11 protein-coding genes and 1 riboswitch are annotated in these 14,351 nt (G+C 45.3%); all 11 genes read right to left on the bottom strand.

Annotated features, from left to right (window positions below; genetic code table 11):
- Nucleotides 1–9: 9 nt before the first annotated feature.
- Nucleotides 10–1,290 (bottom strand): MFS transporter, encoded by a 1,281-nt coding sequence (locus CRO17_RS05805; protein WP_218839524.1) that lies wholly within the window; start codon nt 1,288–1,290, stop codon nt 10–12.
- Between the two features lie 13 nt (nt 1,291–1,303).
- On the bottom strand, nt 1,304–1,855 hold the full coding sequence (ssuE, locus tag CRO17_RS05800; RefSeq protein ID WP_097040277.1) for an NADPH-dependent FMN reductase: 552 nt from the start codon (nt 1,853–1,855) through the stop codon (nt 1,304–1,306).
- An 88-nt stretch (nt 1,856–1,943) separates the two neighbouring features.
- Nucleotides 1,944–2,050, bottom strand: a riboswitch (SAM riboswitch).
- A 194-nt stretch (nt 2,051–2,244) separates the two neighbouring features.
- On the bottom strand, nt 2,245–3,348 hold the full coding sequence (gene spoVE, locus CRO17_RS05795; RefSeq protein ID WP_097040275.1) for a stage V sporulation protein E: 1,104 nt from the start codon (nt 3,346–3,348) through the stop codon (nt 2,245–2,247).
- A gap of 70 nt (nt 3,349–3,418) precedes the next feature.
- Nucleotides 3,419–4,771, bottom strand: a complete 1,353-nt coding sequence (gene murD, locus CRO17_RS05790; protein WP_097040273.1) for a UDP-N-acetylmuramoyl-L-alanine--D-glutamate ligase — start codon at nt 4,769–4,771, stop codon at nt 3,419–3,421.
- On the bottom strand, nt 4,771–5,751 hold the full coding sequence (gene mraY, locus CRO17_RS05785) for a phospho-N-acetylmuramoyl-pentapeptide-transferase (protein ID WP_097040271.1): 981 nt from the start codon (nt 5,749–5,751) through the stop codon (nt 4,771–4,773). Before mraY ends, murD begins: the two co-directional genes overlap by 1 nt.
- An 88-nt stretch (nt 5,752–5,839) precedes the next feature.
- Entirely contained in the window at nt 5,840–7,192 is a 1,353-nt protein-coding gene (locus CRO17_RS05780) for a UDP-N-acetylmuramoyl-tripeptide--D-alanyl-D-alanine ligase (RefSeq protein ID WP_097040268.1), read from the bottom strand.
- A 2-nt stretch (nt 7,193–7,194) separates the two neighbouring features.
- Nucleotides 7,195–8,670 carry a UDP-N-acetylmuramoyl-L-alanyl-D-glutamate--2,6-diaminopimelate ligase gene (locus tag CRO17_RS05775; protein WP_097041906.1) on the bottom strand — a complete coding sequence of 492 codons (1,476 nt, stop codon included), beginning with the start codon at nt 8,668–8,670 and terminating at the stop codon, nt 7,195–7,197.
- A 143-nt stretch (nt 8,671–8,813) separates the two neighbouring features.
- Nucleotides 8,814–10,748, bottom strand: coding sequence for a stage V sporulation protein D (locus tag CRO17_RS05770; RefSeq protein ID WP_097040266.1), 1,935 nt, complete (start codon nt 10,746–10,748; stop codon nt 8,814–8,816).
- Between the two features lie 83 nt (nt 10,749–10,831).
- On the bottom strand, nt 10,832–12,970 hold the full coding sequence (locus tag CRO17_RS05765) for a penicillin-binding transpeptidase domain-containing protein (protein ID WP_097040263.1): 2,139 nt from the start codon (nt 12,968–12,970) through the stop codon (nt 10,832–10,834).
- Nucleotides 12,971–12,987: 17 nt separating this feature from the next.
- The gene (ftsL, locus tag CRO17_RS05760; RefSeq protein WP_179636870.1) at nt 12,988–13,368 is read right to left on the bottom strand and encodes a cell division protein FtsL; all 381 of its coding nucleotides are present in this window, start codon (nt 13,366–13,368) and stop codon (nt 12,988–12,990) included.
- An 18-nt stretch (nt 13,369–13,386) separates the two neighbouring features.
- Entirely contained in the window at nt 13,387–14,346 is a 960-nt protein-coding gene (gene rsmH / locus CRO17_RS05755; RefSeq protein WP_097040259.1) for a 16S rRNA (cytosine(1402)-N(4))-methyltransferase RsmH, read from the bottom strand.
- Between the last annotated feature and the right edge of the window lie 5 nt (nt 14,347–14,351).

The following is a 14,351-nucleotide window of genomic DNA, read 5'->3' as shown; positions in this document are numbered from 1 at the left end:
CTCCTTTGGTTATCGAACAGCAAGTCCTTCGGTCGTCGTATGGTGAAGCTGCGCTTTCGCTGCTGGTGTTAAGCATGCGGTTAAACAGAAACTGAGCCCATACATAATGGCAAATCCCCACACAACACCGATAATCCCTAGATAATTGTTAAGCACACCAACAAGTACTGGTCCGATAAACTGACTGGCTCCTGCACCTAAATTAAGCACGGAGATTGCCGCGCCTCGGTTGGCCGGTGCCAATGTGGGCAAGATGGCCGACAGCGGCACAAATGCTGCAATTGCTGCTCCAAAAAGAATAGCGTTCAGTACGAGCATTGGGATATTCGCCCCAAATGCAACCGGGATATAGTAATAAAGCAAAGAACAAACAGTTGCACCAACACAACCAAACCACCGTACGACACGCAGCCAGCCAATCCGGTCACCGAGCATACCAAACAATACCCCTGCCACCATATTGCTCACAGACTGGACAGCCCAGAGCTGCAGCCACTGACTTGTCGTAATATCCAAGAAACTCGTAAAGAAGCCTGGCATTACAACGACAAATCCATACCAGCCAGCAGTATTAATAGCACGCAGCAATCCGCCTGCTGCAACGCGCGGACTTTTCCACAGAATCGTAATACCTTTCAATGCTTCGGCCCATTTATTACCTTTCACTTGGTCTTGGATCTTAACGCCTTGCCGGTCTTTATCATCAACAAGAAGCACACCTAAAAAGCCGCCGATAATAATCCAGATAAGCGAACTCCACAGCGTTGCCATTTCCCCAACAAATGGCAGCAAAATACTGGGGTAGTACGAACCGAGGAACCCTATCCCCCCAGCAAACATAAAGAAAAACCACCCCATAGCCGTTGCCAGCTTGTGCTTCTCGGTACGATAAGCAATCCACACGATAAAGGCAAATGCAAACAGCGGATATCCGAACCCGCGCAGCCCATACATAAGCACCATCATCGAAAAGCTTTCTAAATACAGACCGAAGTAGAGAAAGCCTATTTCAAAGAGCACCCATGTAAGGAGACCTAACAGCATCGTTTTTTTCGGGCCAATTACCTCTCCGAGTACCCCGGCAAGCCAAGAAGCAACTGTAAGTACAATGCCATAAGCGCTGAACATAATAGCGGATTGATTAGCAGAAAAACCTATGTCGACAACATACTTTGATAAAAATGCCTGCTCAATCCCATCACCCGTCATAAACAACAATATCGCAAGCAGTCCGCCGATAATTTGAATCGGCATTCCAAACAACTTCTTTTCCGCAAACAGCATCCGCATTACTTCTCCTCCTTTATTTCACCAAACTAACAGCATCATTACGGCGAATTTCTTCGAGAAGCTGATTCGACTGCGACTTTAATCTGGCTGCTGTTTCTGCTTCCGCAATTGGCTCGGTTGGATTGTCTTTCAAAATGTGCTGATCACATATATAAACGCCTTGCAAGGACTCTCCCTTTAAATTAGCGATAAGCGGCTTTAATGCATAATCTATTGCTAGCAAATGCGCCGGGCTTCCGCCTGTCATTATCGGAAGTACAGGTTTGCTTCTGAATGCAGCTTGAGGCAGCACGTCCAGTAACGCCTTCAGCACACCCGTATAAGATGCCTTGTAAACCGGCGACGCAATAATGAGGCCTTTCGCATTCTCAATCGCCTTGCCCGCCTCCACAATTGCGGGACTGTCAAATCGCGCATAGACCAAATCCTCCGGTTTAAAATCAGTAATGCTGATCACCTCTGCTGTGTAGCCTTGCTGCTCCGCCAGCTCGCCTGCATAAGCAGCCGCCAGCAGCGATCTCGACTTTCGTGAAGGACTGCCAGATAAAATAATAATGTCAGTCATGTTTCTTCTCCTCCTTTTTTGGTTAGAGTGACGAAACGAAAAAAGGCTCTCTTTTCCGAAGAAAAGAGAGCCTTGAAAATCGCCCGCACTCTTATCTTCCAAGAAATTAATCTTGCTGGATTTAGCACCTTTCTGACAGTGTCAGAGGTTGCTGAAGCTTCATCGGGCCAGTCCCTCGGCTTCTCTTGATAAGAACTATATGAAATTAACTACATGATACGCGGGCTGTACTGGAAAGTCAATAAAATTGTGCAAATATTTTAAATTTAATGCTTTACTCATTTATAAAGGAAAAAGCTCTCTTGCTTAAGGCACGCATTTGTTAAAACAAACGACTGCTGGGATTATACAGCAGTCTTTAAAACGAATTTGAAAGAAAAGGCTATTGCTTAAAGCTTACTATACCGGCTGACATTCAATAGTATCCCGACAGAACTCAAGGTCAGTGTCAGCGAGGATCCGCCGTAACTTAAAAATGGAAGGGTAATACCGGTAACAGGAATCAACCCGGTTACGACGCTGATGTTGATCATTGCCTGGATGGCAATCATCCCTGTTATTCCCAATGCCAGCAGACTGCTGAATCCATCAGGTGCACGAAGCGCAACTTGAATGCCCCGCCATAAAAACAGCAGGAATAAAAGCATCACACCAGCACCGCCGATGAAACCAAGTTCTTCGGCCAATATAGCAAAAATAAAATCCGTCTGCGGTTCGGGTAAATAAAAGAATTTTTGCAAACTGTTTCCCAAGCCTAGCCCCATAAGCCCGCCAGGTCCAATAGCATACAGCGATTGAATGATTTGGAATCCTTCTCCCAGCGGATCTTCCCAAGGATCCAAGAAAGCGGTTATACGCTTAATCCGATATGGAGCTGACAAGATTAAGGCTGCAAAAGCTCCTACTCCCAGCACACCTAGTCCGACAAAGTGGGAAATTCTAGCACCACTGACAAGAATCATCACCATACAAGTGAGCACTAGGACTACGCCTGTCCCCAAGTCAGGCTGGAGCATAATCATTCCGAATGCGGTAAAGACGAGCAGCAGCGAGGGAAGAAATCCTTGCTTTAAGGAAGTAATATACTTCTGTTTGGCTGATAAATAGACGGCTAGGTAGATGATCAAGCCAAGCTTCGTAAATTCGGAAGGCTGAATACTGAATGCCCCAATTCCAATCCAGCTTCGAGCTCCGCCTCGCACCATCCCGATACCAGGTATGAGCACCGCGATAAGCAAAAGGAAACAAATGAGCAGAAGTACTTTTGCATATCGGCGCCAATTCTCGTAATGCACCCTGGAGATGAGCAGCATTGCAGCCAGCCCTACTCCGGCAAACAACAGCTGTCGCTTGGCAAAGAAGAAACTGTCATCGAATTTATAGCCCGCCCAAATTGCTGAAGCACTGTAAACCATAATGATACCGACTGTCAGCAAGCCACCAATAGAGAATAGCAACAGCCAGTCCGTCTTTGGAAGATTACTTTTACGCAAAGAAAAACCCCATTTCCTTGATTGGAATTGGGGGTCCGCATGCAGCGAAGCGGCTGAGCAGGACAAGCCCCTACTCTAATGTATGCACCGCTTCTACAAACATGTTTCCTCTTTCTTCAAATGTTCTGTACTGATCCCAGCTTGCGCATGCAGGTGAAAGAAGGATCACATCGCCGCTCTCCGAAAGACGATAAGCGGCTTCCGCTGCTTCTTTTACGTCGTTCACATACTCAATAAGCTCTATACCTGCCAGATAAGCAGTTTCCCGCAGTTTTTCAGCTGTTTCACCAAATACAACTAAAGCTTTCACATGTTCCATGAATGGGACAAGTGTCTCAAACGTATTACCGCGATCCAATCCGCCGGCAAGCAGAATCGTCGGCTGCTCAAATGATGATAAAGCTTTAGACGTAGCCAATATATTGGTAGCCTTGGAATCATTGTAAAAAGCTCTGCCGTTCAGATGCTTAATATACTGCAGTCGATGTTCTACACCTGAGAAAGTTTTCAGTACGTGCTGAATGCCATCGTTTGTAGCTCCAGCAAGCTTTGCAGCAGCTACTGCTGCAAGAATATTTTCCAGCTGATGCCCGCCTACAAGCAGAATATCTTCGATAGCCGCCACGGCTTCGTCTTTAAAATAGACATGTGTCTCATCATACCAAGCTCCGTTCGCAAGCTGTCTGGAACCAGAGAAGGGAACAAGCGTCGCTTTTGCGTCTTTGACAATATGCTGCAAACGCTCATCCTCTGCATTATAAACAAGATAATCTCCCGCATCTTGATTACGGAAAATATTTGCCTTCGCTTGTTCATAATTCTCTAAAGAATGATGGTAATCTAAGTGAGCCTCAAAAATATTCAGCATGACGGCAATATGAGGTCTGAATTGATCAATCCCTTGCAGCTGGAAAGAGGAGAGCTCCAAAACAAGCCGATCATCTTCGGTTGTTTTGTCCGCCACTTCTGATGCTGCCGTGCCGATATTGCCTGCTACATATGTACGCACTTGACTTTCTTTAAGCATTTCATATGCAAGTGTTGTTGTTGTCGTTTTACCGTTCGAACCAGTTATCCCGACAAGTGTTCCCTTGTGAAGCAAGCCAGCCAGTTCTACCTCCGTCAATACCGGAATATTTCGTTCCATCGCTGTCTGTACAATTAGATTTTCATAACGGATACCCGGATTCTTGATAAGAACATCCATACCATCGAGGAGGTCAATTTCCTGCGCACCAAGCTTCACTTCTGCTCCCTTTTGCTCCAGAATGGTTACTAATTCATCCTGATTGGAAGCATTTAGATCACTAACGCGTACACTGCGCCCATGCGCCAGCAAGGTACTGGCAGCTGCGAAGCCGCTTTTTGCCAAACCAAGCACAAGAACGCGCTTATACGGGAAATGCGTCTCAAAATCTCGCATTATAATCCCACCTTCATATACACGCCGATGACAGCGAATAATAATCCGACAGCCCAGAAAGTAGTAACAACACGCCATTCAGACCATCCAGATAATTCATAATGGTGGTGAAGCGGGCTCATCTTAAAGACCCGTTTACCTGTTGTCTTAAATGAGATTACCTGTATCATGACAGAAAGTGTTTCGATGACAAACACACCGCCAATAACGATTAGCAGAATCTCCATTTTCGTCAGAATGGCAACCGCAGCAATCGCACCGCCAAGCCCTAGTGAGCCTGTGTCTCCCATAAAGACTTTCGCAGGGTGTGCATTAAACACAAGGAATCCAAGTAAAGCCCCGACAACTGCCAAAGCAAATACCGTCACCTGCGTTTGTTGTACATCATAATACGCGACAACAGCAAATGCTCCGAAAGCAATTGCTGCGGTACCTGCAAGCAGTCCGTCCAGTCCATCGGTCAAGTTGACTGCATTGGATGCGCCAACCAGCATAACAAGGATTAAGAAGAAATAACCCCAGCCTAGGTCCCATTGAATCGACGTTCCGGGAATTTGTATGTAAGTACCGAAATCATTGTAGCGAAGCAATGCATAAAAAACGATTGCAATAATAATTTGTCCAAGCATCTTTTGTTTGGATGTCAGCCCAAGGTTGCGCTTCATTGCAACTTTGATGTAATCATCCAGGAATCCAAGCAAGCCATATCCGACTAGCACAAACAGAAGAAGCCATGTTTCTAAGCTAATCTGAATGCCTCCGATTGCATGCATGATCCATGTTGAGACGACAATGCTGATGATAATCATCACGCCGCCCATTGTCGGTGTACCCGACTTTTTCATATGAGATTTAGGTCCTTCCTCACGAATACTCTGACCGAATTTCAATCTGCGTAGAAATGGTATGACTATTGGAGAAATAAGGACGGTGACGATGAATGCTACCGCAATTGTCACAAGTAATAGTGCCACGTTCATTGTTGTTTCCTCCTTTAAAAAAGCACCCGTCCAATCATTTCAAGATGCACGAAAAAGCATCTGTTTTGGCGTTTCTAAATACCAGCTATTAATTTTCTTCCATAATGCCAATTGTGTCAAGTATGGATTCCAGCTTCATACCGCGGGATGCCTTGAGCAGCACAATTGTATCTTCCTGCAGCAGCGGCAGAAGTGCTTCTGCTAAGGAAGCTTTATCAGGAAAGTGGGCACTTTGAATAGTTTGATTTGTTATTGCTGCTGAAATTTCTTCAGCATCTTCCCCAATTGTGAAAACATAAGCCGATTTTTCAGTAATAACATCGGCAATTTCACGATGGTAGCGTTTCGATTCGGAGCCAATTTCGTAAATATCCCCAAGCACAAGAATTTTTCTTTCATACGGAAGCTCCTGTATTGTCTGGATTGCAGCTTTCATGGACGTTGGCGAGGCGTTATACGCATCATTAATAATTTTGCTTCCATTTTTTCCTTCCAGCAGTTCCATCCGCATCCCGGTCATTGCCGGAGTTTGTATGGCCTGTTGGATTTTATTCTTGCTCACGCCAAGCTGTGTGCCGAGTACAATTGCATAGCCCGCATTTCGTACATTATGCGTACCGAGCAAGGAAAATGAATAACTTTCGCCGTTAACGGAAAAAACAGTTGCGCTATCACCTGTCTGTTCAATTACCAATTTCTGCGTATTCTGTTCTCCAAAACCGCATGTTACGGTATGTTCTTTTTCGTGATGGAAATCTAGTAATGGCTCGTCTCCATCAATGATCAATATTGACTTTTCTCCCATTCCGGCAGTTATCTCACTTTTCGCCTTGGCAATACCTTCTCTGGAACCGAGAAATTCGATATGAGATTCCCCAATATTTGTAATGATGGCATAGTCCGGCTGTGCAATGCGGGACAATAACTCAATCTCTCCAAAGTTACTCATGCCCATTTCCAATACGAGCACTTCACAAGATGGCTGCATGGACAGAACTGTTAGAGGTAAACCGATATGATTGTTGAAATTCCCCTTTGTCGCGAGCACTTCATATTTCTCACTTAATACACTTGTTACAAGGTCTTTCGTCGTTGTTTTACCATTCGAACCAGTTATACCTACCACAATTGGATTAACCGCTTCTCGGTGAGCCTGTGCCAGTTTCTGCAAAGCTTCCAGTGTGTCATCAACAAGAAAGAGCACAATGTCAGAAGCTGCCTGCGGGACCGGTACAGAACGGTCCCACAATGCTGCAGATGCCCCTTGTGCTATTGCCTGTTCGATAAAGTTATGGGCGTCAAAACGCTCCCCGCGAATCGGAATGAATAAGCTGCCTGGCGCATCCATTCTGCTATCGGTATTAACTTGACTGATTGCAAATTCCTGCTGCTTCGTTGCATCAGGGAATAAACCATATAGAAACTCACTTGAAAATAGCATCGTTATTCTCCTAACCCCGCTCGTTTTATTGCTTCCGCAGCAACCAGGCGATCATCGAAGTCCAGTACTTGGTCCCCTACGATTTGATATGTCTCATGGCCTTTTCCGGCAATAAGAACAATATCGTCCGCTTCTGCAAGCTCTACCGCACGCTTAATTGCTTCCGCCCGTTCCGGCACGACAACATATGATTTCTCGTCTAACTCAGCAATCATATCTTCTATAATCGCATGTGGATCCTCTGTCCGCGGATTATCGGCTGTAAAGATAGCTGTGTCGGAATATAGTACAGCGGTTCCGGCCATTAACGGACGTTTTGTTTTATCACGGTCCCCGCCGCAGCCTACTACTGTAATTATCTTACCCTTCACGAATGATTTTATCGTAGTCAGTACATTTTCCAGTGAATCAGGCGTATGCGCATAATCGACGATAACGCCAAAACGCTGGCCAGCCGCAACTGGTTCGAATCGTCCTGCTACTCCAGTAGTCTCACGCAAAGCCCTGCAAATTGTTTCAAAAGGCACGCCGCTGCATAGTGCTGCACCGACTGCTGCCAGCATGTTGTATACGTTGAATTTGCCCATCAATTTGCTGTGGATTGTCGCTTCGCCTTTAGGCGTGTGCAAGCGGAAAGAAGTACCATTGGCTGCAAGTTCAATGTCAGTCGCCATAATATCTGCTTTCTTTTCAATCCCATAGCTGCAAACTGGCTGTGCCGTCGACTTAATTAAAGCGTCTGCATAACGATCGTCTGTATTGATAACCGCATATTTCGGCTTATTCGGGTCGAATGTATTGCCAAGCTGGGAGAATAACAAACTCTTCGCATGGAAATAGTCCTCAAAGCTATTGTGATAATCCAAATGGTCTTGAGACAAATTCGTAAATACAGCAACATCAAAATCAGTTCCGTGTACCCGCCCCATATCCAAAGCATGGGAAGATACTTCTATGACTGCCGTATCTACCCCTTCCTCAACCATTTGCCGGAAACCTTTCTGCAGGAATAGTGCATCAGGTGTTGTATTTTTTACCGGATAGGCTTCCTCTTTGATTTTCATCTGAATCGTGCCTATAACGCCAGTCGCCTCCGCATTAGCTCGGAAGATACTTTCCAGCAAGTAAGTCATGCTCGTTTTTCCATTGGTGCCCGTAATCCCTACGACACGCATCTCTTTTGATGGGTGTTCATAAAAACAAGTTGCCAATGCAGCTGAAGCACGAAGCGTGTCTTTGACAATAATAACAGGTACGTTCACATCAAGCGGACGTTCCGCGAGAATTGCTGCTGCTCCTTGTTTCTCTGCTTGACCTGCAAATCGATGTCCATCGACAAGTGCTCCGTTTATACAAATAAATAGATTGCCAGATTCGACATTGCGTGAATCAATCGTCAAGCCGTTAATGTTGATTTGTTCATGTTCCGCCTGCGGTTCATAGAATGGCAGTGCGGATAATAGTGCTGCCAGTTTCAAAATTGCCACGTCCTTCATTTATCCTTACGAAAAGATGTTTGATTTTATAAGGTGCTTGCCAAAAGACCTTATTATACTAGTCTTGATTTTATACCAAACATCATTATACCAGAATTTATGTCTGCAGGAATGGTTCATCCGATTTATTCCGGCGGGTTTTCCGACAAATACAGCCGTACTGTAGATCCTGCCTCCACCTTTGTACCTGCTTTTGGCTCTTGATCAATTATATACTCACCAGAACCGCTTACTTCTAATTGCAGCGTTGTGTAATATTCCGTCAGTTCCCGTTTTTTCATACCAATGAAGTTTGGTGCTTCCAATGGCGGTTCCTCTGGCCAGCTGTACGATTTCTCAAGGCCGTCAGTCTGCGGCTCTACTCCCATAGAACGCAAGCTGTCTTCCAAGATATCACCAACAATTGGTGCAGCTACCTTACCACCGAATTGAATGGTGTTTTTCGGGTTATCAATAGCAAGATAAACAACAATTTCCGGATCATTTGCCGGTGCAAATCCAATGAAGGAAAGGATATAGTTGTTATCCATGTATTGGCCATTGGTACCAACTTTTTGTGCTGTCCCCGTCTTGCCGCCAATACGGAAGCCTTCGCGATAAGCACCACGCCCTGTCCCCTTCGCCACAACGGTTTCCAAAGCTAAGCGGACCTGTTCGGACGTGTCTTCTGATACAACGCGTCGCTTCATTACCGTCTCCGTTGCCGTTTCTGTCTCATTTGTTACAGGGTTTTTCCATGAGTCGGCAATATGCGGCTGATACAAATATCCGCCATTGATTGCCGCTGATACACCCATCACTTGCTGGATAGGCGTAACGGAAACTCCTTGACCGAAAGCAGTAGTTGCTGTTTCTACTGCGCCAATTTTTTCTGGGTTAAAGAGTATCCCTTTTCCTTCCCCTTGCAAATCAATGCCTGTCTTTTCTCCAAATCCGAAATTCTTAATATACGAAAACAAGCGGTCAGTTCCGAGCTTTTGACCTAATGACACGAAACCTGGGTTACAAGAATTTTGCACAACTTCCAAATACGTCTGGTCACCGTGTCCGCCTCGCTTCCAGCAATGCAGTGTGGCACCATCTACTTTTATCGAACCGGTATCGTGAAAATGGTCTTCCTCCAGGTCGACTACTTTTTCTTCCAAAGCTGCCGCAAGGGTAATAATTTTGAACGTACTTCCAGGCTCATACGAACTCCAAATCGGCAAGTTTCGGTTATATGTGTCTGGGTCCGTTTCTTTGTATTTCTCTGGATCAAATGACGGTCGGGAAGACATTGCCAAAATTTCGCCATTGTCCGGATCAACTGCCAACGCAATAGCACCGTCTGGATTATACTTTGCTTCCGCGTTGTTGAGTTCACGCTCCACTATCGTCTGGATATCCGAATCAATGGTCAGCTGCAGATCTTGGCCATCAGTTGGCGGCTGATAAACATCTGCCATATCCTCCAGTCGATGTCCTTTGGCATCAGAGAAGAAGGACAGACTGCCTGCTTCTCCGCTTAATTCTTCATCATAATATGCTTCCAGTCCCATTAAGCCTTGGTTGTCGATACCGCTGAAGCCAAGCACATGAGATAAATAATCACCGTTCGGATAGTGACGTTTGGAATCTTTGGCGATATAAACACCTTCCATGTTCAGTGCCTGAATTGCTTCTGCCTGCTTTTCTGTTATTTTCCGTCCTTCTGGATGAATTCTCTCAATGGATGCTTTTTTCGTTACATGCTGCAAGGCCTTGTCCTTTTCCATCCCAAGGATTTGGGAAAGTTTCGTCGCTGCTTCCTCAGGATCTTTAATTTGACGCGGAACGACCATGACAGTTGGCGCCGACACATTCTCCGCCAGCACATCCCCATTTCGGTCTAAAATTCTTCCTCTTTCCGGTTCAAACGTAATATTTCGGCTCCAGGAATCCTCTGCTTTGTCCACTAAGTCTTTGCCAAGCACAAACTGGACATATGCCAATCGGATTCCGATGATAAGGAACACGATAAAAGCCAAAATAAAAACAGTGACTAACCGCTTGCGCATCGTAACATTGGATACTCTCTTCATACAAATCTCTCCCTCTTACACAAAGGTAGGCTTGTATCCATGTTATGACGGTACGCAAACAGATAGACCACTGTTCGTAGACCTTACGTCGAAAATTCGACAGCAAGGTAGTCGTTTTTATTCAGTTTTGTGCCTTTTTTGATGCTTTGTAACTTCGCATACCCGCTGTCGATTGTCTCAATATCAAGCTCCAGCAGTTCACTTAATTCCAATACTTCTCGCATCGACCAGCCCGTAATATCTGGCATCGTCGGTTGATCAGTTACAATAATCGCACGCTGCCCTTCAATCACTTTCTCTTCATCATCTACACTCGTTTTGGCAACATCTTCTCCGTTACCTATTACGACAACATCCATGCCAGCGTTTTCGAGCGCTTTCTTTGTTGCCCGAGTGGACATGCCGTCAATATTAGGAACCCGTTTTTCTGTAATATCTTCCTGATTGCTCGTCTGATCAGGACTGATATCCATATAATGCAGGGCATTTTCCATCACGTTTTTAAAAATAAACGAAGTAGGTGCAGAGTCTAATTCGCTCGCTTCCAATTCAGGCTGCAGCACAGACACATACATCACTAATTCTGGATCATCTGCCGGAGCCATGCCCAAGAAGGAAAATAGATAATTTCCCTTTCCACTCATATAGCCGCCATTAGGTGACGGAATCTGTGCCGTTCCAGTTTTTCCTGCCACACTATAATCGTCCAGTTTATACGGCTTTCCAGTTCCATGCTCGGAGGTAACCACTGACTCGAGTATCTTCAGCGTCTCATCTGCCGTTTCCTTGGAAATTGGGTTGCCTTGTACTTCTGTTTTTTTCTGTTCAACAACTTTGTCCGTATCCGGATCGACGATTTTGTCGATAATATGCGGCGTTACCATCTTACCGTCATTAGCAATCGCCGTAGCGGCTGTGATCATTTGAATTGGTGTTGCCGTTGTACCTTGTCCGAACGAGGTGCTAATTTTCTCAGACTGGTAGTTGTACAAAATCGTACCAGGTACTTCTCCCGGCAGGTCAATGCCCGTCTTTTGGTCAAAATTGAATTTTTTCAGATATTCCAAGAAGGTATCTTCACCAATCTTCTTATCCACGATATTCGCTACCATGACGTTAGATGATCGCTGCATTCCTTCTAAATAAGAGATTGAATCCCAGCCTTTTCCACTGTTCCAGTCGCTAATTGTTGTTGTACTATCCACTTTGTACGTACCTGACATATATTTTTCATCCGGATTCCATTTCCCTTCCTCTATCGCAGATGCTACCGTGAACATCTTCATTGTAGAGCCAGGCTCCATGGGATTGGAGATGCTATCGTTATACCAGTTTTCGACATTTTCCGGATTGTTCGGGTCATAGCTGGGCCGGTTGCTCATCGCGACAATTTCTCCGGTTTTCGGATTCATGACGATGGCACTGACTTTTTTCGGGTTGTACTTTTTATCCACTTGCGTGAGGGTGTCTTCCAGCAATGTTTGGATTTTCTGATCTATCGTCAAGTAGACTTTATCTCCATCATGAGCAGCCTGCACTTGTTCATTCGGATTGATTAATTTTGTTCCATACCCATCACGCTCGTAGGAAATCTTGCCGTCTTTGCCGGCGAGCTGATCATTGAGCTGCTGTTCAATTCCAGTCAGTCCCGTAATGACGCCATCTTTTCGCTGGGCCAATCCGATGATTTGGGAAGCAAACGTTCCATTCGGATAGAAGCGCTTCGCTTCTTCTGTAAACTGGATGCCCGGCAAATCAAGTTTTTCAATCTTTTTCTTTTGATCTTGAGATAGACCGCTTCCTGCAGCGCCAAATTCTACTTGCCATAAATCGTCATCGATGCCCTTCTGCAGACGTTCCTTTATATCAGCAGCATTTGCTCCTATTATGGGAGCAATCTCTTCAGCAGTTTTGTCTACATCGGTCACATGAATTGGATTATCTTTATCTGTGGAATACTTTTCTGTAACGATGGCATAAATAGAATAAGTTGGCTGATCGTACGCCAACTCCATTCCATTGCGGTCTAAAATTTTCCCACGCGTTGCTTCTAGCTTATACGCATCGGTTCGTTTATCTGCCGCATACTCTATTAAATTATTCCCTGCCACTTCCCCAGAGGCTTGGATGAATAAGAAGCGTCCAGCTAAGACAAGAAAGAGCACGGAAAAGATAGATAAAAGCGTAATCGCCATCTTTTGTGTCGTCTTGTTCTTTTTCATAGTGATAACAACCTCGCTTATTCAGAGACTTTATTTGCCTCTTTTACTTTCGTGCTCTGCACCTTCAAGCCAGCATCACGCGCGATATCAATGATGCGTTCCGGTTTGCTCAATTCCTTCACTTCATATGTGAGGTCTTTGTTGGCAACCTGCTGGCGATCGATTTTGGATTCAAGTGCTTCCAAGTCACTATTGACGTTGTACGTAGATGCTGCGAAAGTTACGAAATAAGCTGCCGCAGCCAAGATGATGAAGCCAAAGAATGCATAGAGAACCTTCTCTCCTGGCGTTATCCACGTCTTTTTCTGAACTTTTACTTTTACTTGTCGTTTCGGCTGCTGCTGCGGTCTTTGCGCCGGACTGCCTTGCTGCCAGCTTCTAGCTCTTTCTGCACTCAAGCTTATTCCTCCCCTGTACTAGAATTCAAATTTTGAACTCCACGGTTTTATTTTCTCTGCCACGCGGAGTTTTGCGGAACGAGATCTTCTGTTATCTTCTAGTTCCGACTCACTTGCAACAATCGGCTTTCTCGTAACAAGAGCAAATGGTGCCTTACTGTCCTCCGGTAATATAGGGATATTACGCGGTACAGGAAGCGGCGTACTCCAAGCTTTAAACGCTTGCTTGCACATTCTGTCTTCCAATGAGTGGAAGGTAATAACAGACACCCTGCCCCCAATTGCTACAATTTCAGCAGTTTGCTGCAGTGCATCCCGAAATGATTGCAGTTCATCATTGACTGCAATTCGGATCGCTTGGAAAATCCGTTTGGCCGGATGGCCGCCTTTTCGTCTTGCAGGTGCAGGAATGGCTTCCTTGATCACTTCTACAAGTTCAAAGGTTGATTCAATTGGTTTCACTTCTCGTCTGTTCTCTATTTTTCTTGCAACTTGCTTGGAGAATTTCTCTTCGCCATAGCGGAAGAAAATCCGTACAAGCTGCTCGTAAGACCACGTATTGACCACCTCGTAGGCAGACAGCGCCTGATGCTGGTTCATGCGCATGTCCAGCGGGGCATCGTGCTGATAGCTGAATCCTCTCTCTGCCTGGTCTAGCTGTGGTGAAGAAACGCCAAGGTCAAATACAACCCCGTCTACTTCTGTCACACCTCTTGCTTCCAGCTCACTTTTCAAATCACGAAAGTTCGCTTGGATATATTCAATTCGATCGCTGTATTCTGCCAACCTCGCCGATGTGGCCTCTATGGCTTGCTTGTCCTGATCAAACGCATACAGCTTTCCTTTATCAGACAGCTGCTTCAAAATCACTTCCGAGTGACCGCCTCCGCCTAGGGTGCAATCGACATATGTACCTTCTGGCTTCACAGCGAGTCCTTCAATTGTCTCTCTGTTCAGCACACTATAATGTTCAAACAAGCTCT

Source organism: Terribacillus aidingensis (assembly GCF_900215625.1).
GTDB lineage: Bacteria > Bacillota > Bacilli > Bacillales > Amphibacillaceae > Terribacillus > Terribacillus aidingensis.
Note: the sequence above shows the minus strand (reverse complement) of the source record. Positions and strands in the feature narration are given on the sequence as shown.

Bases quoted from the DNA above. Each gene is read 5' to 3' on its own strand.
- CRO17_RS05805 (WP_218839524.1), bottom strand. From the start codon at position 1,290: ATGCGGATGCTGTTTGCGGAAAAGAAGTTGTTTGGAATGCCGATTCAA.
- ssuE (WP_097040277.1), bottom strand. From the start codon at position 1,855: ATGACTGACATTATTATTTTATCTGGCAGTCCTTCACGAAAGTCGAGA.
- murD (WP_097040273.1), bottom strand. From the start codon at position 4,771: ATGCGAGATTTTGAGACGCATTTCCCGTATAAGCGCGTTCTTGTGCTT.
- mraY (WP_097040271.1), bottom strand. From the start codon at position 5,751: ATGAACGTGGCACTATTACTTGTGACAATTGCGGTAGCATTCATCGTC.
- CRO17_RS05780 (WP_097040268.1), bottom strand. From the start codon at position 7,192: ATGCTATTTTCAAGTGAGTTTCTATATGGTTTATTCCCTGATGCAACG.
- CRO17_RS05770 (WP_097040266.1), bottom strand. From the start codon at position 10,748: ATGAAGAGAGTATCCAATGTTACGATGCGCAAGCGGTTAGTCACTGTT.
- CRO17_RS05765 (WP_097040263.1), bottom strand. From the start codon at position 12,970: ATGAAAAAGAACAAGACGACACAAAAGATGGCGATTACGCTTTTATCT.